Origin of the sequence: Leptospira fainei serovar Hurstbridge str. BUT 6 (assembly GCF_000306235.2) — a bacterium.
Classification (GTDB): domain Bacteria; phylum Spirochaetota; class Leptospiria; order Leptospirales; family Leptospiraceae; genus Leptospira_B; species Leptospira_B fainei.
In genome coordinates this window covers 1,581,268-1,603,092 of sequence record NZ_AKWZ02000010.1, presented here as the reverse complement: position 1 = coordinate 1,603,092, position 21,825 = coordinate 1,581,268, and the positions used below count along the sequence as shown (strand labels likewise).

Sequence of the window (21,825 nt, the reverse complement as noted above, 5' to 3'; positions counted from 1 at the left end):
ATTCCGATCAAACTATACGTCATTCCGCATCCAACCGAAAAGCGATCTCGACTAAACCGACGGATCTATGTCGCTTAGCAAAAAGAAAATCCGGCAAAACGCGATGCATTGATCTGCTGAGAAATCGCCTAACGACCATTCCATCGTTTCAACTAGACCATGTTACAAATCCATTTCGATTTCCTAAATTACTTTTCGATTGAAAGCTCCGATCTTGGACCAGAAAAATATCAAGATTATTTCTAACTTTTTAGATTGCGAACTCGACCCAAAGTCCCTACACTTCACTTTGCAAAACAGGCCTATTATACGGAGGCATTCCGATGCGAAACGCAATTAGGAATAAAGTGGAAAATCTTTTTTCAGGAGCAGGAATTTCCTTTGGAGGAAATTCCCCATGGGATATAAAGATCAGAGACGAAGCATTCTACGAAAGATTAATCGCCAAAGGCTCGTTAGGTTTTGGAGAAGCCTATATGGACGGATGGTTCGAAAGCGAACAGTTGGATCAAACCGTCTATAGAATCGTCAAGGCGGGACTCGAAAATGCAGGCGGAAAATCCTGGAGGGATATTCTCCTACTCGTGCTTTCACGTTTGATCAATCAGCAAAATAAAAGCAGAGCGTTCGAAGTCGGAGAAAGGCATTATGATCTTGGAAACGATCTCTTCCAAGAAATGCTTGATCCGGAGCTAGTATATTCCTGCGCATATTGGAAGAACACGACTAACCTGGCCGACGCACAGAAAAACAAACTGGATTTAATTTGCCGTAAAATAGGATTAAAATCGGGGATGAAGGTGTTGGACATAGGTTGCGGTTGGGGAGGCTTTGCCCGACATGCCGCGCGCAATTATGGAGCGGAAGTTGTGGGAATCAGCGTTTCCAAAGAACAGTTAGCTCTGGCAACCGAACTCTCGAAAGGTTTAAAGATCGAATTTAGATTACAGGATTATAGGGACGTGAACGAACCATTCGATCGTATCGTTTCCATCGGGCAAATGGAGCATGTAGGATTTAAGAATTATAGGACCTATATGAAACTTGTGTTTAAGTGTCTTAAAGACAAGGGGCTCTTCCTATTGCATACGATAGGATCCAACGATACCGCAAGAGTTGGGGATGCCTGGATAGAAAAATATATATTCCCCAATTCCCTTCTCCCTTCATTGGCCCAATTAACGAGCGCGAGCGAAAATTTATTCGTGTTGGAAGATCTACAGAATTTCGGGAGCGATTATGATAAAACATTAATGGCTTGGTATCATAATTTCGAAAAATCCTGGAAGAAGATAGGATCTAAGTACGGAGAAAGATTCTATAAAATGTGGAAATTCTACCTTCTTGCCTGTGCAGGCGCGTTCCGTGCTCGTAAATTACAACTCTGGCAGTTCGTTTTCACTAAAGGAGTGGACGGAGTATACGAGGCTGCAAGATGATTCGATAATCTGGGATCGTTGAACGGTTCGAATTCGTCGATGTTAAATGAAGTGGGATAGGCTTACAAACCGACGGATCCGGCCATCGCCAAACCTACGTATGCGGAAGCCAACGCATCCCAGGAATCGTCATGTCCGGTCAAATCGCGCAATCCGAGCAGCAATCGTATGGCGGACTTTATATCTTTCTTATCCGCAGTTCCGCTTCCGGTAGTCCCTTTTTTAATTTGAGACGCGGTAGGCTCAACGACAGGAACATTATGTTCTCCTAAAGTGAGTAAAACGACTCCTCTAGATTCGTAGACTTTGGCCGCAGTGGATCTATTCTTCGCAAAAAAAAGCTCTTCCACACATGCTAGATCCGGCCGAAATTCGTCCAAAATTGCGTCTAACTGGCGGCGAATCGCGATTAAATTTACAGGACTTTTTGTACCGGGCGGAACTTCGATCGTCCCGTATGTGCGAACGAGAATAACTGACTTTACTTTTTCTAAAACGGCATAACCCATGCGATGGGAGCCCGGGTCGATGCCTAAGACTTTCATTCCGTCGCGAGAATTTTATCGTTCGATACTTTTTCGAACGATAAAAAATCCTTTATGAAGTATCCGCTCATTCATACTCTTTCTCCAATTCCGGAGCCAATTCGAAGTTGGAATTTACGCTTTGGACATCGTCGTGAGATTCCAGATTATCGATTAATTTCATCACTTTATCCGCGGTATCCTTGTCGGCTACTTCGGTGGTGACCAATGGAACGAATCGAATTTCGGATTCATCGGTTTTAATTCCTTTATGATTCAAGGCATTTTGGACCGCCTCATAATCTTCAGGGCTCGAGACTATTCGATAGACCTCGCCTTCATTTTGAACGTCTTCAGCGCCGGCGCCGGCCGCCAAATCAAAAAGTTCCTCCTCGCCGATCTGATCGGAAGGAACGATGATAACCCCTTTCCTTTCAAAAAGACGACTAACGCTTCCGGTTGTAGCGAGAGAACCTCCCAATTTAGTCAGAATGCTTTTGATTTCCGGTGTGGTTCTGGATTTTTTATCCGTTACAGCCTCGACCATAATCGCGATACCGCCAGGACCGAAACATTCATAAAGGCATTCCTCATAAACGATGCCTTCCAATTCTCCGGTTCCTTTTTTAATCGCTCGCTCTATATTGTCCTTAGGCATATTCGCGGATTTAGCCTTCAACACCGCGAGGCGTAAACGAGGATTCCCTTCTTGGTCCGATCCCCCCATTCTTGCCGCTACGGTGATCTCTTTTACCACTTTTGTAAAGATCGCTCCTCGTTTCGAATCGATCGCGTCCTTCTTGCGCTTGATTGTGGCCCATTTACTATGACCGGACATCGGATGTTCCCCTTTTTATCGAATTGAAAATTGATCGTTTGGAATTTTAAGCTCGAACACGAGTTTCAAACACGCTTTTTTCAACAAATCCCTATTTTTCAACCTTGTCCATCTTTTTTGAGGGATCGACTTCGCGCTAAGACTCCGCGGAAAGGCTTGGCAAAGAACCCAAATTCAGTATGATTGTTATGTGAATAAAAATAGATCCTCCTTCTTCCGCAAAATAATCCTCCAAGGGACTGCAATCGCAATTTTAGTCCAATTTTTTGCCGTTTGCGATCGTAATCAAGATTTGGAAAAAAAGGAAATTATTAAGACCCTCTTCGAGGAACTGCAGGCGGATTTGTTAAAAGAACTCCAGGAATCCATAAAGAAGAACGGAATTGCCTCGTCGATCGCAGTGTGTAAAACAATTTCTCCGGCAAAGGAAAGAGAACTTTCCGCAAAATATCCGGGCTTAAAACTGCGAAGAATTTCCGAGAAAAATAGAAACCCTGAACATGCGCCGAACCAGTGGGAAGCGAAGGTAATGGCAGATTGGAAACAATTCGCCAAAACGGGAAATCCCCCGTATATGTTTTTTGAAAGTACTCCGCAGGAACTTCATGCCATGAAGCCGATCCTGTTGGCCAACGAGACCTGCCTAAAATGCCACGGCCCGATGGAAAAGATGGATGCAAAGACTAGAGCCGCGTTAATTCGGCTCTATCCGGATGATAAAGCTACAGGATACAAACTAGGAGAATTGCGAGGCGCGTTTTCCGCTACTTGGAAACGTTTATAAACTAACCGCGCTTGTATTAGGACTCGACTTCCTCAGGCAACGGGAAGAGACGGGACCAAACTAGAGCAATCGTGATACCCGTTAAATACATCCAGATACTGAACACCGCCGACGGTAACGCAACCTTTGGACCGAAGAATTGAACAGCGAGAGTCATTCCTAGCGTGGTATTTTGAATCGCAACTTCGATCGAAATCGTTCGACATTGTCTCTCTCCTATTCGAAGAAATTTAGGAAGGAAATATCCGGCAGCAAATCCGAATGCGTTATGTAAGACGACCGCCGCCCCGACAAGACTAATCATATTCCAAAATTCGCTTCTATTTTTAAAGACGACGAACCCGACTACGAAAAGCAAAAATAGGATCGAAAATATTTTGTAAGGCCTTTCGATCGCGCGAGCGATTTTAGGAAACCGGTAGTTTACGCTCATTCCTATCGTAATCGGGATCACGATAATGATAATTACGGTCTTTAACATTTCTATAAAAGAGATTTCCAAAACTTTTCCCGACGGTGCGTCCAAAAAAGATCCGAAAAACGAAACGATAAACGGAGTCAGAAGCGGACAAAGTAGAGTGGAAACCGAAGTAATTACCACCGCCAAAGCTACATCTCCTTTAGCTAAATAATTGATGAGATTTGAAGTCGTTCCGCTGGGACAGGAGCCTACCAGAATGACGCCGAGCGCCAATTCATACTCTAAACCTAAAATCAAAACGACCGCGTAAGCGGCTAAAGGCATAATCACGAAATGCCCGATCGTTCCGACTAACGTTTGTAGCGGAGTAGTTAAGATTCGTCGAAAATCGCTCAGGCCGAGACCGAATCCCATTCCTAACATTACGATCGCAAGCAAACTAGGAAGTAAAGCTCGTTCGACAACGCCTAATTGCATCGGCAGTCTCCTTAAAATAACAAGTGTTCAAGCAATCGGGCGCTCGTATTCGGCTCCCTTTTATGTGGAGTGATATAAGAAGGATCATCGGAAAAGAAAGTCTTTTTTTATTTAGTTTCGGAATGTAAAAAAATCGGATCGGAATTTTCCGAGTGGACCGATCGATTCTAATCAAATTACGTTAGTCTTCTTTAACACAATACGCAAAAGTGATCAGTTTTTTAATGAAGCCTCTTCCCGCGTTTCAACCGAAAGGCTAGATAGACCGATCGCTTTCTTATTTTCCGGATCGAGTCGTAGTGCCTTCTCAAGAAGTTCGTGCCCTCTATCTCGTACGCCTAAGGATAAGTATATATCCGCCAAAATAATAAGCGTCTTAATATGTTTCGGACTTCTTAACAGCAAACGTTCGGCGACGTCGATTGCCTTACCCATTTCTCCCGCCATCTTATGAGCGTGAGATGCGTAGAAAAAATGATCTAAGGAAGCCGGGGATTCCGCGATAAAATCCTCCAAATACCGGGCCGCCTTGGAAAAATTTTTCTCCTTAAAATGCTGCTCTCCCAAAAGACGCAGTAAATTTTTATCGTTAGGATTGGCTTCTTGAGCTTTCTCTAAAAAATAAAGACCTTCTCGTTTTTCTCCCGTCTTAAGAAGACTTTTGCCCTTGTCATAAAACTCGAAGTATTCTCGACCGGATTGGGATTTATCTTCTTCGGATTCTCCCAAATACTCTGCCCTTAACAGGGTAAAATCGTCGTACAATTCTCCCTTCGTTTGAAGAATTTCAAAAATACGAGTCGGATCTCCCGAACCTTCTTCGACGATACCCAAAATTTGTTCGGTATCTTCGTTGATGATCGATTCGCCCGACGAATTGACCGTCTTCAAATCGTCCTTTCCGTCGGATCCGATGAATAATACGTCTTCAGGAGCAAGCTGAAACGTTTGAATGATTAAATTTTGTTCGTTCTCGGGAATCCCGAACTTGCGACAAGTTAAAGCGTCTTCGATGAACGTCGCCTTTCCGTCCCGATATAAAATCGTCCAAGGATGCTCCGCATTTATGTAATAAAGAAATCCCGACTTTTCGTCCAAAATTCCGATTACGGCGGATATATACATGGACCCGTTAAAGGATTCGTAAACTTGCTGCAATTCCATAAAGACTTGTTTCAACCACAGTTCCGGAGAAATTTCCCTTTCTTTAGTCATTTTGGATCTGCTGAGAATCGCGCGGAACACCACTCCTAACACTAAAGCGCCGCCTGCCCCCTGGATCGATTTTCCCATCGCATCGCCGTTTAAAAAAACGGAATATTTCCTGCCTTTCAATTCCAGATTCCCGGCAACGCAAATGTCTCCGCCGATTTCATAACTCTTAGTTTTGAACTCGAAATTCTTTTTCTGCTTAATGTAAAAATCGATCAGCACGTTGGAACTTTTATTTTCGTTTACCGTAAGCGGATTGATGAGCAATGTCGTAAGGAAATAGTCTCCGTCTTGCTGGACCTTTAAGCGCTGAACCTGTTCGAGAGTATTATTTAACTCTAATGTTCTTTCCTCGATCTTTTTTTCTAGAGAATCGTTCAGCTCCTCGACTTCCTCGTTTAGCCGTACGAATCTATTCGCAAGTATGATCGCCAGGCTTAGAATGAAGAAAACGAACGAGTATCCGACTAATCTAGGAAAAATAAAAATCCCTCGATCGGTAAGAATGTCTACGATCGTCGAAATTAATACCAGTCCCATTCCCGCTGCGACCAATAGAGCGTCCCTATTTTTCTTTCTGATTTCCTTTGCCAACCAATAAAACACAACGGCTACGTAGCCTAACCAGATCGGTTGGACGATATTCTGATTTACGAACATGTAATTTAAAACCTCGCCCGTCGCCAAGATATAGATCGCGATACCTATACAAAGAATATCCAAGACCTGAAAGAAGCGTAATCGGGGAATTCTAAAATAAGCCCGAAGGAAATGGCTAAAAAACGGGATAGTAAAAATAAGGACCAAGTATTCAGTCTTCTTCATAGCAAAGAAGGAAATGTCCAGATCGTATTTGATTTGATTTCTAAAGAATTGATAAGCGACTAAAAGAAGAGTAAACGCGGAAAAATATAAATTCTCCGATTCTTTTCGCCTGCGAATGAATAGGAACGCAAAATAAATTCCGACGGTCAAATAAACCGTTAAGAATAAAAGCTTTAAGTATTCCTCCCGATAAAATCGTGAAATTATTTCCTGGCTTGGTCCGATTTCCGTTCTGTCGTTTGTAATTCCGATATCGTTAGGAAAGTATTTCTCTACTTTCACAAGAAGAAGGTTTAAACTTCCTTTATTCAATAAATCTTCCGGAATCCTATAAATTCGAACCTTATCATAGGCTTGCGGCTTTTCCGCCCCGAAATTCCCCGTCTTTCCGATCAATGAACCGTTCCAATACGCCTCGTCCCTATCCGAAATAACGCCGAGTCTAATCGAGGCTTGTTCCCGAAAATTACGATCGCCGACGCGGATGACTCTGGCAATCCAGATCGTCCTAACGGAGGAATTCGATTCGGTTTTTCGGGTAAAATAATTGCCTGGAGCCGAATAGTCTTCCCATTCGGAAAAGGTTTCGGTTCCGTTCGAAAAAGATTCATAGACGGCCTTAGGATCGATCTTATTCGGAATCGATTTCCAACCTTGTCCATCCAAGGAACGTACCGTGGATAAGTCAGAAATTTCGGCAACGCTGATCTCGCTGGCGATTAACGGAAAGATACTAATGCAGAAGCAAACGCAAGCGAACCTGATAAGGGATTTCATCCCGAAACATCCATGGTTAAATTAGTTACGACGAAGTAAGGATCGCTTTCGATTTTTCGCTTTAATTCTAGTGGATAGATGTATCGGAAGGAACCTTTCGAGTCGACTATAAAACGATTAGAATCGCATAACAATTGCGTTTCGAAGAAATAGAATACTTACTTCGATCTATTTTTATTCGCATTCATGCTTTGGATTTATTCGAAAAAATTAAGATTAGAATGCGATCAAGAAAACTTCGAATCACTTATTCTCTAACGCGACCGACAATTCTTTCAATATTTGATGAATCGTAGCCGTGTGGCCGAAAAAGAAGCGTGAAAGAAAACGGAAGATCGGATTATAGATTTTTCCTTCTTCCCGAATACGAACTCGCGTTAAATAGGGACCGAGCTTTAAAAAATGATACTCCCAAGTTCCTTGGTAAGGTAATCCTTCGCTCAAGATCCTTACGAGTAAGGAGGAAGGACGATTTTCCGATTCAAAGCAATAACGAATATGATGACCGTGAGAATCTTTTTCCAACCAAACAGTGTCGCTCTCTTTTATAACGGAGCGAACTCCGGATCTCCAACGGGGATACTCTTCCGGATTTCGTATAACGGCAAACGCCTCTTCGATCGGCGCGGCGATTTCCCGTTCGCCTTCCGCTTCATGCTCCTGAGGCAGTAATAAGCCGATTACAACGATTATGATAACGATCGTCAGAAAAATTGCCGTTGAAATCGCCAACCAAAACATAAATCGATCCAAATCGTCCGTTTTCGTCCGGCGGATACAATCGATTTTTAGATCAGTTGGTTAATTTATTTTGCATTGTTTCGATGCCTTGGGCTTGAATCGTTTGAAGTTTCGTTTTATTCGTCCAAAGCCTATAGGCGCCGATCCCGGAAGCGAATGATACGCCTAGATATATTGCGGTCTGCATAAGTTCTTTTTTGAGAAGATAACCTGTGCCGAATAACGCCGCGTAGAGAGAAAGACTGGCCAAAATCCAGATCCAACAACGGGAATAAAATTCCTTCCGAACTTCCCGACCGCCCCATTTTCCCCAAAAGCCGAACGGTTGCGTTCTCATTACAAACTTGTTTAAGGTATCGTCTCCGATCGGAGCCGTTAGAAGCGTGACCGTAATGGAAACGACGACACTTCCGATCGAGGTCCAGAACAATAAATATTCGGATCGCACTTCGGGAAAAATGGGATATAAAACCAAGGAAAGGCCTAGCGCAGTCGACATACCCGATAATTCAGTCCAAGCGTTTGCTCTCCACCAAATCCATCTTAGAATTTGCGGGAGCCCAAGTCCGGATGCCATTGCAAGAAAGAATTTCCATGCGGATTCGATGGATCCCATTTGCGTCGCTACCAAAATGGAAATGCCCGCCATCAGTACGACCGCAATTCTGCTCGCTCTCACCGTTTCCTTGTTATTCGCAGACGGCTTTAAGAATCGAAGATACAAATCGTTTACGAGATAGCTAGCTCCCCAATTGATATGCGTATCGGCGGTGGACATGAACGCCGCCATCAAACTCACGAAAACTAGACCTAAAATTCCGGACGGAAGAATAATCTTCATCAATGCGGGATAGCCCATCTCTCGATCGTTTTGAACCATGCTTCCTTCGGGAAAAAGAAGATCCGCCTGGGCAAGAGGAAAAACGACAAGACAAACCAATCCCGTCAGGACCCAAGGCCATGTTCTTAGAATAAAATTCGCGATATTAAACCACAGAGAGCCCAACTCTGCGTCCTTAGGCGTTTTCGCGGTATGCAAACGTTGTGCTAAGTATCCGGATCCGTCCGAGTAGTATTGGATCCACCATTGCACTCCGATGAATATTAGAAATATTGTAAGCGGTAAATGATTCTCGCCCTCTCCGAAAGACGGCCAGAAAGAAAGCATCCCTTCGGATTTTCCGGGATACGTTAATTCCAACTTGGAATAAAGGCCGTCCAACCCGCCTACATAATTTACCGCGTAAAAAGCGAAAATGACTGCACCGCAAATCCCTAATGCAAATTGAAATAGATCGGTAAGAATGACGCCTTGAATTCCCCCCATGCTACTGTAAAACACGACTACGGAAAATAGAAGGAGGACGGTTAGAGTATTATTCAAATCGTCAAAAACCAAAAAGCCGGGCCAAACGGACGCAATGATCCGATATGCATTCTCTCCAAGAAGAATGTTCCAATCTAAAAAGGGTCGAGTGATTTTAGACATTGCCTTAAACACCCAGCCCAAAATAATCGAATTAATTAAGATGCTTAAAAAGAAGGCCTTGCTAGCCCGTAAAATCGCGGCGCCGATTCCCGAATAGCGAATCTCTACGATTTCGATATCCGTAAGAACTTCAACTCTCCTCCAGAGAGAAGCGAAGAATACGGTCATTGCCATATAACCGAGAGCCCAACTCCACCAAAGCCAATTCCCGCTCACTCCGTCTTTGGCAACGACGCCCGTGATTACTAATGGAGTGTCCGCCGCAAACGTAGTCGCAACCATCGAAGTACCTAACCACCACCAAGGAAGTTTTCGATCCGCGACGAAGTAGGAACTCAGACTTTCTCCCGCTTTGGAAGAAAGTAAAATTCCGGCTCCAAAAGCGAATGCAATATATACGCCGATTAATATCCAGTCGATAGTCGAGAAAATGGCGGCCGTCCTTCCTTCCTTGTCGGGAAGTCTTTTTCCTTAAGATCGGCGGGAAAGCTTGGAAAACAAGGATTCTTTCGATCTTAGAAATCGATTTCTCTTGATCCCGTCGGAAGTCGCGTAAACATGGCCACGAGGCTATGGCAACCATCATCGTCCAAAAATACGGAGGCACATCTGTAGGAACTCCGGAAAGAATTCTAAACGTTGCAAAACGCATCAAACGTTATCATGATCGAGGCGATCACGTAGTCGTAGTCGTTTCCGCGATGGGACATACGACGGATGAACTCGTCGACTTAGCCGAACAAATTAGTAAGAATCCTCCCAGACGTGAAATGGATATGCTTTTATCTACGGGAGAGCAGATTTCGATTTCTCTACTGGCAATGGCTCTTTGGGAAATCGGAGTCCCGGCTAAATCATTTACCGGATCGCAAGTAAAGATGATCACGGACGGGAACTTCTCCAATGCCAAAATCGAAACGATAGATAGAACCAGAATCGATTCGGCTTTGTCCGAAGGTAGAGTGGTTATCGTCGCGGGATTCCAAGGAATCGATAAAAACGAAAATATCACGACTCTGGGAAGAGGCGGCTCGGACACTTCTGCAGTCGCGCTTGCCGCCGTATTAGGCGCGAAGGAATGCGAGATCTATACCGATGTAGACGGGGTCTATACCGCCGACCCAAGAGTAGTCAAGCAAGCAACGAAGCACGTACAAATCACGTACGAAGAAATGCTCGAGCTTGCCAGTCTTGGAGCGGGAGTTTTACATTCCCGTAGCGTGGAACTTGGAATGAATTATGACGTCGTCATTCATGTTCGTTCCAGTTTTAACGATAATCCGGGCACTTTGGTAGTGAGCGAGGACAAGATTATGGAAAAATTAAAAGTCAGCGGGGTTACCGCAAAGAACGATCAGGCCCGAATCACTCTCGCGAACGTCCCCGATAAGCCGGGTCTCGCGGCCGATCTATTCGGTAAATTGAGCGGTAAAGACATTCTCGTGGATGTGATCGTACAATCTTCCCCTTATGACGGTCGAAACACTATTTCCTTTACCGTTCCTAAAAAAGATCTGGTCGAGGCGCTACCGATTCTGGAGTCCTTTGCAAATTCGCACGGAACCGCTAAGCCCGAAATTAACGAAAATATCTCCATCGTATCCGCAGTCGGGATCGGAATGAAATCCCACGTAGGAGTTGCCGCACAAATGTTTCAAGCATTGGCCGACACCGGCGTAAATATCGAAATGATTTCCACGTCGGAAATTAAGATTTCCTGCGTCATTCCTAAGGATAAGGCAGAAATCGCGGTAAACAAGATTCACGACACCTTCGGACTATCGAAAAACGGTTGAACGTTCGGCACTAGGCGGGAATTTCTTCTTGTGCCCCATACTTTTGGTCCATTTTTTACGTCTCCTCGGAACCGTCGTCGCCTAGTAGCCTCGACTCTGATAGCCGTTTCTCTTTTTTGGGCTCCGAATTCCTCGGAATCGGCAGAATCCATCAATCGAATCATCGCGACGATCGGCAGCCAATCGATTTCGGAATTGGACTATGACGACGCATTGGACAAATACTTAAAACTTTCCCGATTTCTTAAAAATGAAGATATGCGTAAGTCCCAAAGGACTCGTGTAATCGATTTTCTTATCGATAGAGCGATCGTCGATGCAATTGCCGATGAAGAATCCATTCAAGTGAACCAAAAAAGATTGGAAGGAGAAATCGACAAAAGAATGGAATTGATGGGGATTACGTCTCGAAAGCAGTTCGAACGAGCCATCGAAGCTAGCTCCGGAATGTCCTACGATCTCTGGATCACCGAACTTCCTTATCAAATTAAACGCGGTCAGTTACTCCAATATAAGGTTCCTATGCCTCCTCCGGCGGAAAAGGATGTGCGAAATTGGTACGCTCAAAATAAGGAGAAGGTCGGTTTCGAAATTCAGTATAGATTGATAGCGATCGCACCCAATAACGACAGCATCGCCGAGGAAGCTCGAATTTATAAGGAAGCCACTGAACTTCGTAAAACGTTACAATCCGACACAAATTCATTTTCTCTAATCGCCGGATCTCCTAGAAATAGCGACGTCAAACTGCGTGGTCGAAAAGGTTTGGTGGATTGGATCTCTTCATTCGAATTATATAAAATCAGTAAATCTTCCGCAATCGCCGCTTCGCCGCTCCAAGCGGGCAGCATTTCCGAGGTGTTTCGTGACGAGTACAAACGCTACTGCATCCTTAAAGTGGAAGGGAAGAGAACCACTCCCTTCGACACGATCAAGGCGGGAATTATGAATATTCTGGCTCGCGAAAAAGAGGAAGAAAATTTCCAAAAATGGGTTCGAGAGCAAAGAAGCACTGTCCCAATTCAAATTTTCGACGATGCTTATAAAAAGGAAAATAAGATTCCGGACCAAAAAGAATCCATCCATCTCGATTGATTATCGTTTCCTTGCAGCTTAAGTCAGAAATAAAAATATGAAATTTCCTCCCCAAGCGATCGCATTTTATATTCCTCCGTCGAAATCCCGATTCGTCTCCGCGAGAGCGACTCAAGAAACCGCAGAGCATCTTAGAACTACACTTAGCAAACTGGCTCAGGTGTTTCCTAAGCTACCAATCTATTCCAATACATCGTTTAACGGGAATTTATCCTTGCATGATCTCGCTCATGAATTCGGTTTCTCGGAATTTACGATATTCGAGTCGGAATCGGAGATTCGGTTTTTTTCGACAATCGTCGATCGATTACCATCCTCTAGAACCGGAGATCCGGACTGGGATGAAGCCAGTTTTATCGTTCTGGACGGAATCTTTCCATTATTGGATACGAAACTCAGTTTAGAGATCGCCGAGAGACACGATACTTTCCTCGCACAGTATTCTTATTCTGAAAATCTTCCGATCGGCATCGTTCCTCGTATCCTTTCGCGGGAATTCGTCCGAAGTCTTCCCGCTAATTTTACGGGAAGCACTCAGGATTTCTTGGCGAAGAATATCAATCATTACGATACGGAAATTTTTTATCATTCACCCGACTTGAGACAATGGCGTTTGGATTTTTCTCTTCTCGACCTTCGTTCCGTTTTACTCGCAAACTCTTTCCTGGCAAAAAAGAACGACTGGAAGTACGAGGAAATTTTACCGTTTTTGCTTTCTAATCCGGAAGCGTTTCGAGTCGGACCAAGTTATTTGGAATTGGAACTTTTCGGAGGAAGACTTCGGGAATCCCGGATTTATCCCGCGAGTATACTCAGTGAGAATCGAACGGAGAGCCGAATCGAACCTGCCCTTTTGAATTCGCTGATCGAACAGCAACAATCGAGTTTCGGAACGGAATATAGTGTTTGCTTCGGCGGTTTAGGGGAACCCATACTACATCCTCAATTATCCGAATGCATAGACATTGTCCTAAAATCATCGTCGTTAAAAGAATTATTTATTGAAACGGACTTGGTAGACGATATTCGAAAATTGAAACAAAGTTTCGAGAATAGAACGAAAGAGGAATTGTCAAAAGTCAGTCTTATAGTCAATTTAAGCACCTGGAATAAAAAAACGTATTCGACTTTATACGGGCACGATGGATTCGATGCGGTCATTCGAAACTTAGAAGATATTTCTCAAGTTCTTCCGAAATCCTCCATTTATCTTCAATTCCTAAAATTAAAGGAGATCGATGCCGAAGTCGACTCCTGGTACGAGACTACCGAGAAAGCGGGTTACGGAATCATTCTTCAAAAGTATAATTCTTACGCGGGGAAATTACCGGAACGCAGAGCCGCAGATCTGACACCGCTGGAAAAAGAGTTTTGTTGGCATCTTGCAAGAGATCTCTATATAAATTCGGACGGATCGGTCGCAATATGCAAGCAGCAGCCCGGGTCAAAGTCTAGAACTCTCGGAAATCTAAATTCGCAAACCTTACTTGATATTTGGAAAAAAGGTCACCCATTCTTTGCATTCTCCGCAAACGGAAAGCACGAAGAGATCCCTGCACCTTGCCTTTCTTGCGATGAGTGGTACACTTTTAACGCGTAAAAAACCGGGCTCACTGTATGCGTTCATACAGGCGAGAACGAGTTCGACTCGCTTACCCGGGAAAGTACTAAAGGAACTTCCGAAAGGTTCCGGAAACATCTTACTGGATCACATTCATTTTCGGCTCGGTAAGGTTTTACCGCAATCCCGTATCGTTTATTTGATTCCTGAAGGCGACTCCGAGTTGGAAACCTTTCTCACTTCAAGGAAAAGACAGGTCTTCCCAGGACCGTTGGAAGACGTAAGGGCTCGATACATTCTTGCTGCCTCGAAATTCAACGCCCAAGCCATCCTTCGCTTAACAGGAGACAATCCGTTTTACGACGTTAAGCATCTAAGTTTGCTTTTATTATCCTTCTTAGAAGGAACTTCGCATCTATCTTACGTCAGAGGACTACCTTTAGGAACAGGAGGGGAGGTATTTAGGACGGAAGCTCTTCTCTGGGAACCGGAAAGCGGATTGGAAGAGCGGCATAAAGAACACGTTAGCCTGCATATTAAGGAGAATCCCGAAAAATTTCGAATTACTTCAATCCCTTCGTTGATTGGAGAGAAGGGCAGCGATAGGGTTCCGCATTTCCGTCTGACAGTCGATACAATGGAAGATTTCCGAACAATGGAGGCGATCTTAGAAGGGCCGGCAAAATCGATCCCGAATACGAATACCGATGTTCCCGATTTCGGCGTAGAAGATCTACTCCGATGGGAAACAAATTTTCCAAAGCTATTCCAGGGAAATGCGAATGTTCCCCAGATAAAGTTTTCTCTTCCCACATTAAACCGGAACACGAAAGGGAAAGTCGCTCTCTTAATCGCCCCCTCGAAGGAATTCGGCAGCGGCCATGAAGCAAGATCGCATATTTTATACTCGATGCTTCCGGACCGGGATTGGGAACCGGTATTGGTCTCCGAATTCCCGAAGGACGACGAATACCAGGGATTGATAATCGACTACAGAGATATAAGCATTCCGATAGAATATAAGAAAACGAAACTATTGCTTCTGGACCATTTCGGAATCGAACGGAAAATTCATCCGCACTTCGATTTACTACCCCACCCTCTCAATCGCGGAGACTTTGACTGGAATCATATCCTGCTCCCCCCATCGCTCACGAGCCAATCCCTTAGGCCGAATGAAGATGAAGTGAAACAATATGAATTCTTTTGTTACGCTGGTGCAATCGAAAAGAAAAAATGCGACGATTTGGATGAAATTCTAGTTCGGCAATCCGAATCCGGAAATATCCTGCGAGTTGGCGGAACTCCTCCTGCCGCAAAGAACCCGAGAATCGAATATGTCGACCGACTGTCCGCGAACGATTATTTAACGGCTATTAGGGGATCAAAACGATTCTTTGGATATTTCGGACAGAGTCTATTCGAAGCCTTGTATCTCGGAATTCCTTCCGCCACGTTCGGGATATCCCCCATCCATGAGACGCTTTCGTCCATAATGGAGGAAGACGTCGGAATTCCTTATTATAAAAACAAGGATTCCCTAGAATTTTCCATCGGAACAAAAACGCCGGGAGAAAAAGGATATGAAAATATATTAGAATATATTGATTTTATTTTTCATTCCGAAAAGTGATCAATTTAGGCACTATTTCAAACCTGAATTTTTATTCAAAAGATAGATTATTAATTCATTTTTCCGAAAACGACAGCGCATTTGCGTTAATACGCCGTTTCAACTCGCTAAAACGAAATTCATTTATTCGATCTCTTAAAATATCCGAATCCTGAAAACGACAAAATAAAAACGATGCGGGTGCATTTTAGAATAAGATCCTCGAAAGCTTCATGAAAATAATCTCGCTTCTTTCTTTGAAACATTTCTTACATTAATATAACTGCATACTGGAAGGAATCCGTGAAATTAAATCTGAGGATAGTTGACCGACTAATAGGACTTTGTCAGACTGTCTTCGATTTACATCATTCATTTAGAAAATTATTATAAACCATTACAGCTAACGGTAGTTAGTCGAATCGACTTATCGCCAACTTATGGATAGGTGGAAAAATATTTGTTTCACCTTCCCTATTGGATTTTGAATGATTTTAAACCGACCGTCAGTCCAATTCCAGACAGAAAGGCAGGAAACAATATATCTTACGTTTGTTTCCTATGTACTTTTTTTACGTGCACTTTAGAAAAGAGTTTGACCAAAACTTGTCGAAAGGGCACATTCAAACCGACCGTCGGTCCATACCGACGGTCGGTTTGAATGGAGAACTCTCATGATTCCACCTAAAGTTTCCACAAGAGAAAGAATTCTTAACGAATCCAGAAAACTATTCTTCGCAAAAGGATACGAAACAACATCGATTCAGGATATTCTCTCCGCGCTTGATATCGCGAAGGGTACATTTTATCATCACTTTCAATCAAAGGAAGAATTGTTGGAAGAGATTGCCGTGAAGTTTGCTCAAGAAGCTCATTCCACTATGCAAGCCGAGATCGGCGACCTTGGAAACGAGGGAACCGGTTTGGATAAAATTCGAAGAGCGTTGATCGTTACTCATAATTGGAAGAAAGGAAAAGCGGAAGAAATTCGCTTCTTATTAGAATCTCTCTTTTCGGCAGGCAATCTTCAATTGAGGGATAAGATTCATAGAAAATCGGTCGACCTTAGTTTTCCGCTTTTCGTATCTTTAACGTTAGAAGGCCAACAAGACGGTTCTCTACAAAGCAAATTAAGAGCGGATCATTTAACTTCCATCATCTTCGATCTTTCTGATGCATTAGGAGAAAGAGTCGCTTTCTTCCTTTTAGGAAAGAGCAAAGAGAGCGACGATGAAATCTACGAGCTAATGCTTTCGTATCATAAAACGATCGAAGAATTGCTCGGATGTCCGGAAGGCGGATTGGATTATTTCGATCGAAACGAATGGACGGAGTTATCTAGATTATTCAGAAAACCCGAACCGATGGCTGAAAGTTTCTCGGAACCCGCTCCACTAGTTGCAAATGCCAGTTAACGTGCCAACGGCAATTCGATTGCCGAGGATAGAATATGCTACTCTATGCTCTTGTTCCCACACTCCCAAGAATCGATTGGGAAACTCCGATCGATTCCGGAATTGAAGATTATATTAAGCGATCGTCCGAAATTCGGAAAAGTAGAATGCAAGAATTACTCGATTTTATGCGAGCCGAATATCCCGATCTTCGAGAAAGTTTAAAATACAAGATGCCGACCTTTGAAAGAAACGGAAAAAGTATTTCTTTTGCGAACCAGAAAAACTATCTTTCCATTTACTTTCCGGAAGAATCTTTTATTCGAGCCTTTCGTGCGAAAGCCGGCAGCATCGCCAGCGGAAAAACCTGCATCAACTTAAAGGATAAAGACAAGGTCCCGATGGTATATCTGAAAACTTTAATTAAGAAGGCTCTTGCGGATAAATCGAAGCGAAACTGATATCGATTGTTCCTCAAACCCAAAAATTAAATACGACCTTCGAAGGTGTTCGATCATCTTCAAGGTCGTATTCCATTCAACCGTCTGCATGGTGAGTGAACGAAGAGAATTCGGCCCGAAGGAGGATCGAATCGGATCAATTCCGAAAACAGTGTTTCCATATTGCAGCTCCAGCTTCTATAAAGAAATATGTGACATAATTACGGAGGAATTTACGAGTTCGAATCGAATGGTTTCTATTCACTTGACCTCTCCCTTCCTCGGAAAAATCTATCCGAACGAAGGCCATGAAGAAGCAGATAAGCGATCGTTACGAACCCACGAGCGTCGAGCCAAAATGGATTTCCCTTTGGGAAGAACGTAAAAGCTTCCAGCCAAACCAATCAGCATCTCCTTCCTTTACGATCGCGCTACCTCCTCCGAACGTAACAGGGAGCCTCCATATTGGGCACGCGCTCAACCATACGATCCAAGATATTATCATTCGAATCGAACGGAAAAAAGGAAAATCTGCGCTCTGGATTCCCGGAATGGATCATGCCGGAATTGCAACCCAAGTCGTCGTCGAACGTGAATTAGCGAAGGACGGAAAGAAACGTACCGATTTTACCCGGGAAGAATTCGAAAAAAAAGTTTGGGAATGGAAAGAGCATTCGGGGGGAATGATCCGAAATCAACAGAGACTCTTGGGAGAATCCGTTGATTGGTCTCGCCAAAGATTCACAATGGACGAAGGCTTATCCAAGGCGGTCGTCAAAGTTTTCAAATCCCTGTACGACGAAGGTTTGATTTATCGAGGGGAACGCATCATCAACTGGTGCCCTAAAACTCTAACGGCAATTTCCGATTTAGAAGTCGAATATAAGGAAACAAAAGGGAAATTATACCATCTTCGATATCCGATCGCGGGACAACCGGGAAAATACATCGTCGTCGCCACGACCAGACCAGAAACCATGTTCGGAGATGTCGCGGTAGCCGCGCATCCCGATGACGAACGTTATAAAAATTTAAAAGGAGCTATGGTGGAGCTCCCACTCACGGATCGTACGATCCCGATCGTGTTTGATAGTTTCGTTGATAAGGACTTCGGTTCGGGCTTGGTGAAAATCACTCCTGCGCACGATCCGAACGACTTCGAAGCCGGGCAACGTCTCGGTCTCAAACCGTTGATCGTAATGAACCCGAATGCGACTTTAAACGAACACGCGGGAAAATACGCCGGACTCGATCGCTTTATCGCGAGAAGAAAGATAGTCGCAGATCTGGAAGGGTCAGGATTAGTCGAGAAGATCGAAGATCATATTCATTCCGTCGGACACAACTCCAGAGGCGGAGAAATTATCGAACCATATCTCTCCTTGCAATGGTTTTGCAAAATGAGATCGATTGCGGATCTGGCCATCGAGGCCGTTCGCTCAGGTGAAACCGAATTTGTTCCCAAACTTTGGGAAAAGACTTTTTTCGAATGGATGAACAATATCCGCGACTGGTGCGTTTCAAGACAACTTTGGTGGGGACATAGGATTCCGGCTTACCATTGCAAAAACTGTAAGCATACCGAAGTCTCCGAATCAAAAGTGGAAGTCTGCCCAAACTGCAATTCCGGAGATGTAGAACAAGATCCCGACGTATTAGATACCTGGTTTTCCTCCCAACTCTGGCCGTTTTCGACTTTGGGTTGGCCGGAACTCACTCCCGACTTCGAAAAATTTTATCCTACTCAGGTTCTCGTAACCGGATTCGACATCATATTCTTTTGGGTAGCCAGAATGATTATGATGGGGAAAAAATTCACGGGTAAAGCCCCTTTTGCAAAAGTAATCATTCACGGACTCGTCCGAGATAAGGAAGGAAAGAAATTTTCCAAATCGATCGGAAACGTAATCGATCCTCTCGACATGATGAATAAGTACGGAACCGATTCGTTCCGTTTCTTTTTAGCCGCGACATTGCCCGAAGCAAAAGACGTTCTCTTTGATGAAAGTCGATTGGACGGCTATCGCTCCTTCTGTAATAAAATCTGGAATTCGAGCCGATTTATCCTGATGAACTTGGAAGAAGCGTTTCAAAAGAAGGAATTAGAAACTTCTTACGCCTCCGAATTGGAACCCATGGATAAATGGATTCTTCACAAATTCAACGAAACTCTTGCCAATTACGAACGGGCTTATTCCAAATTTCTTTTCTTTGAAATGGCTTCGGAAATTTACGAATTTGTTTGGGGCGATTTTTGCGATTGGTATATCGAACTTGTAAAACCCAGAATTTACGGTAAATTAGGGCCGGAATCGCAGGAAGTAGCTAAGCAAGTATTAGTGGATATCCTCGTTCAAGCATTAGGATTATTGCATCCTTTTATGCCTTTCTTAACCGAAGAACTCCACGAAGTATTGGGAGAAGGGGAATTCCTAATTGGAACCCCTTTCCCGACCGAATATTCCGTTTCCGCAGATGACGAGGGAGTCGTTAAGACGAATATTATGCAGGAAGCCGTTAAGCAAGTCCGAATTCAAAGGACGGAAAACGGGGTTCCGTTGGACAAAAAATGCCAAGCCATATTAAAATCGGCTAATCCGTTAGTCGCCTCTTCCGTTAAAGATTTCGAAGTTTCGATTTTACAACTTGCTCGACTGGAAAACATTCGCGTAGACGGGGCTTACCCGATCGAAAAAACGGATTCAGTCGGTGCGTTCCGATTCGGCGAAGTGATTCTTCCTTTAGCAGGAATGATCGACTTCGAAAAAGAAAAGGCGAGATTGGAAAAAGAACTCCAAAAAATCGCGCAAGAAGAAGAGAAACTCTCAACTAAGCTCGAAAATGCGAACTTTCTTGCCAAAGCAAACCCCGATGTTATCGAAAAGGAAAAAGAAAAGCTCAGGCTTTTAAAGGAAAAAGTAGAAATTATACGAAAGGGAATTCAAAAGCTTTCTTGAATAAATAAGAGAATCGATTTCGCATGGGGTCCTTAAACCGATCCGCACGGAAATAGGGTTCGACTGGCTTTTCCTAATTCAGCTTATTTCAAATGAAGGACTTCCTGCCCCGCAATGTTTTTTGCTATGGTATTGATATCTTAAAAATCCTGGAACGGTATTTTATTTTATGTCTCGTGTTCTTTTAATCGGCTCCGGAGGTAGGGAAAGCGCCATCGCCTACAAACTGAGGCAATCTTCGAAATTGACATCCCTTCACGTTTTTCCGGGAAACGGCGGCTTTCCCGACGCGGAATTGCTCCCGAAAGACTCTTTCGACTTAAAGCAAAAAATCTCCGTCCAAGAATTCGTTAAAAAAGGAGGTTACGACCTAGTAGTCGTAGGACCTGAGGATCCTTTGGTGGACGGTATCTGCGATTGGCTTCAGGAAATAAACGTGCTGACTTTCGGACCGTCCGCTTATTGCGCTCAAGTGGAAGGATCCAAAGAATTTGCAAAATCTTTAATGAAAGAAGCCGGAGTTCCGACTGCGAAATACGGATCATTTTCCGATTTTGAATCCGCGTTAGATTACACCCGAAGAGAGGGAGTTCCCATCGTAATTAAGGCGGACGGGCTTGCCGCCGGAAAAGGCGTAACCGTTTGCTTCCGGATCGAAGAAACCGAAATTGCACTTAAAGAAATTTTTTTAGACAAGAAATTCGGAGCGAGCGGAAGTAAAGTCGTTATCGAAGAATTTATGGAAGGTCAAGAAGCTTCCATCTTTGCGATCAGTGACGGTGTCCGATATTTTACGTTACCTGCCGCTCAGGATCATAAGCGCGCCTATGACGGTGATAAAGGTCCGAACACCGGAGGAATGGGCGCTTACTGTCCTACGCCTATCGCCACTTCTGATACATTAAAAAAAATTAATGCTACCGTTTTCGACCCGATGTTTGAAGTATTCCGAAAAAAAGGTCATCCTTATAAAGGATTGCTATACGCTGGATTAATGATCACTCCACAAGGAGAACCGAAGGTAGTCGAATTTAATTGTCGCTTCGGCGATCCGGAAACGCAATGCGTGCTTCCGATGCTTGACGGTGATCTATTGGAGATTTTCATAGCAAGCGCCAAAGGAAACCTTTCCGGCGTGCAAACAGGCATCCTACCGGGTGCATCTACCGTGGTCGTTTTGGCCGCAGACGGCTATCCCGAATCTTATGCAAAGAATATTCCTTTGAATCTCCCCGAAACAGGTAGCAAAGATATCGTCGTTTTTCATGCGGGAACTTCAAAAAAGGATGGAAACATAATCTCCACGGGTGGAAGAATTTTAGGAGTTTCGGCCCGAGGAAAGAATCTGAAAGATTCTGTGGAAAAAGCTTATTCTTATTTAAGCAAACTCGCCGCGCCCAAAACCTTTTACCGAAAGGATATTGCTCATAAAGCATTATAGAC

At 43.8% G+C, this 21,825-nt stretch carries 16 protein-coding genes; 10 read left to right on the top strand and 6 right to left on the bottom strand.

Features of this window, described 5'->3' with window-relative positions:
* Nucleotides 1–323: 323 nt before the first annotated feature.
* On the top strand, nucleotides 324–1,439 hold the full coding sequence (cfa, locus tag LEP1GSC058_RS16620) for a cyclopropane fatty acyl phospholipid synthase (protein WP_016550596.1): 1,116 nt from the start codon (nucleotides 324–326) through the stop codon (nucleotides 1,437–1,439).
* 62 nt (nucleotides 1,440–1,501) lie between these two features.
* Here cfa and LEP1GSC058_RS16615 read toward each other — a convergent pair whose 3' ends face one another.
* Both LEP1GSC058_RS16615 and LEP1GSC058_RS16610 read right to left on the bottom strand, forming a co-directional pair.
* A complete protein-coding gene (locus tag LEP1GSC058_RS16615; protein ID WP_016549427.1) occupies nucleotides 1,502–1,984 on the bottom strand; it encodes a crossover junction endodeoxyribonuclease RuvC in 483 nt (160 codons plus the stop codon).
* Between the two features lie 67 nt (nucleotides 1,985–2,051).
* Nucleotides 2,052–2,801, bottom strand: coding sequence for a YebC/PmpR family DNA-binding transcriptional regulator (locus LEP1GSC058_RS16610; RefSeq protein WP_016549369.1), 750 nt, complete (start codon nucleotides 2,799–2,801; stop codon nucleotides 2,052–2,054).
* Between the two features lie 190 nt (nucleotides 2,802–2,991).
* Here LEP1GSC058_RS16610 and LEP1GSC058_RS16605 point away from each other — a divergent pair, with 190 nt between their 5' ends.
* On the top strand, nucleotides 2,992–3,585 hold the full coding sequence (locus tag LEP1GSC058_RS16605) for a Tll0287-like domain-containing protein (protein WP_016550152.1): 594 nt from the start codon (nucleotides 2,992–2,994) through the stop codon (nucleotides 3,583–3,585).
* Between the two features lie 16 nt (nucleotides 3,586–3,601).
* Here LEP1GSC058_RS16605 and LEP1GSC058_RS16600 read toward each other — a convergent pair whose 3' ends face one another.
* The 4 genes from LEP1GSC058_RS16600 to LEP1GSC058_RS16585 form a co-directional block, all read right to left on the bottom strand.
* A complete protein-coding gene (locus LEP1GSC058_RS16600) occupies nucleotides 3,602–4,483 on the bottom strand; it encodes a bile acid:sodium symporter family protein (RefSeq protein WP_016550115.1) in 882 nt (293 codons plus the stop codon).
* 213 nt (nucleotides 4,484–4,696) lie between these two features.
* Complete coding sequence (locus LEP1GSC058_RS16595) at nucleotides 4,697–7,297, bottom strand: SpoIIE family protein phosphatase (protein ID WP_016549661.1); 2,601 nt, start codon at nucleotides 7,295–7,297, stop codon at nucleotides 4,697–4,699.
* A gap of 243 nt (nucleotides 7,298–7,540) precedes the next feature.
* Entirely contained in the window at nucleotides 7,541–8,050 is a 510-nt protein-coding gene (locus LEP1GSC058_RS16590) for an LIC10604 family protein (RefSeq protein WP_016550485.1), read from the bottom strand.
* Nucleotides 8,051–8,090: 40 nt separating this feature from the next.
* The gene (locus tag LEP1GSC058_RS16585) at nucleotides 8,091–9,959 is read right to left on the bottom strand and encodes a sodium:solute symporter family protein (RefSeq protein WP_051133808.1); all 1,869 of its coding nucleotides are present in this window, start codon (nucleotides 9,957–9,959) and stop codon (nucleotides 8,091–8,093) included.
* 140 nt (nucleotides 9,960–10,099) lie between these two features.
* Here LEP1GSC058_RS16585 and LEP1GSC058_RS16580 point away from each other — a divergent pair, with 140 nt between their 5' ends.
* The 8 genes from LEP1GSC058_RS16580 (at nucleotide 10,100) to purD (ending at nucleotide 21,823) form a co-directional block, all read left to right on the top strand.
* Nucleotides 10,100–11,323 carry an aspartate kinase gene (locus tag LEP1GSC058_RS16580; RefSeq protein ID WP_016550637.1) on the top strand — a complete coding sequence of 408 codons (1,224 nt, stop codon included), beginning with the start codon at nucleotides 10,100–10,102 and terminating at the stop codon, nucleotides 11,321–11,323.
* A 96-nt stretch (nucleotides 11,324–11,419) separates the two neighbouring features.
* Nucleotides 11,420–12,418: a putative peptidyl-prolyl cis-trans isomerase gene (locus LEP1GSC058_RS16575; RefSeq protein WP_232224736.1), complete on the top strand. Its 999-nt coding sequence runs from the start codon at nucleotides 11,420–11,422 to the stop codon at nucleotides 12,416–12,418.
* 37 nt (nucleotides 12,419–12,455) lie between these two features.
* Nucleotides 12,456–14,018 (top strand): spiro-SPASM protein, encoded by a 1,563-nt coding sequence (locus LEP1GSC058_RS16570; RefSeq protein WP_016550329.1) that lies wholly within the window; start codon nucleotides 12,456–12,458, stop codon nucleotides 14,016–14,018.
* Entirely contained in the window at nucleotides 13,993–15,612 is a 1,620-nt protein-coding gene (locus LEP1GSC058_RS16565) for a cytidylyltransferase domain-containing protein (RefSeq protein ID WP_016549402.1), read from the top strand. The genes LEP1GSC058_RS16570 and LEP1GSC058_RS16565 overlap by 26 nt, the downstream gene beginning before the upstream one ends.
* A 653-nt stretch (nucleotides 15,613–16,265) precedes the next feature.
* On the top strand, nucleotides 16,266–17,006 hold the full coding sequence (locus tag LEP1GSC058_RS16560) for a TetR/AcrR family transcriptional regulator (protein WP_016549791.1): 741 nt from the start codon (nucleotides 16,266–16,268) through the stop codon (nucleotides 17,004–17,006).
* A 35-nt stretch (nucleotides 17,007–17,041) separates the two neighbouring features.
* Nucleotides 17,042–17,446 (top strand): iron chaperone, encoded by a 405-nt coding sequence (locus LEP1GSC058_RS16555; RefSeq protein ID WP_016550243.1) that lies wholly within the window; start codon nucleotides 17,042–17,044, stop codon nucleotides 17,444–17,446.
* Nucleotides 17,447–17,733: 287 nt separating this feature from the next.
* Complete coding sequence (locus LEP1GSC058_RS16550) at nucleotides 17,734–20,382, top strand: valine--tRNA ligase (protein ID WP_016549531.1); 2,649 nt, start codon at nucleotides 17,734–17,736, stop codon at nucleotides 20,380–20,382.
* Between the two features lie 169 nt (nucleotides 20,383–20,551).
* Entirely contained in the window at nucleotides 20,552–21,823 is a 1,272-nt protein-coding gene (gene purD / locus LEP1GSC058_RS16545; protein WP_016550873.1) for a phosphoribosylamine--glycine ligase, read from the top strand.
* Nucleotides 21,824–21,825: the final 2 nt, after the last annotated feature.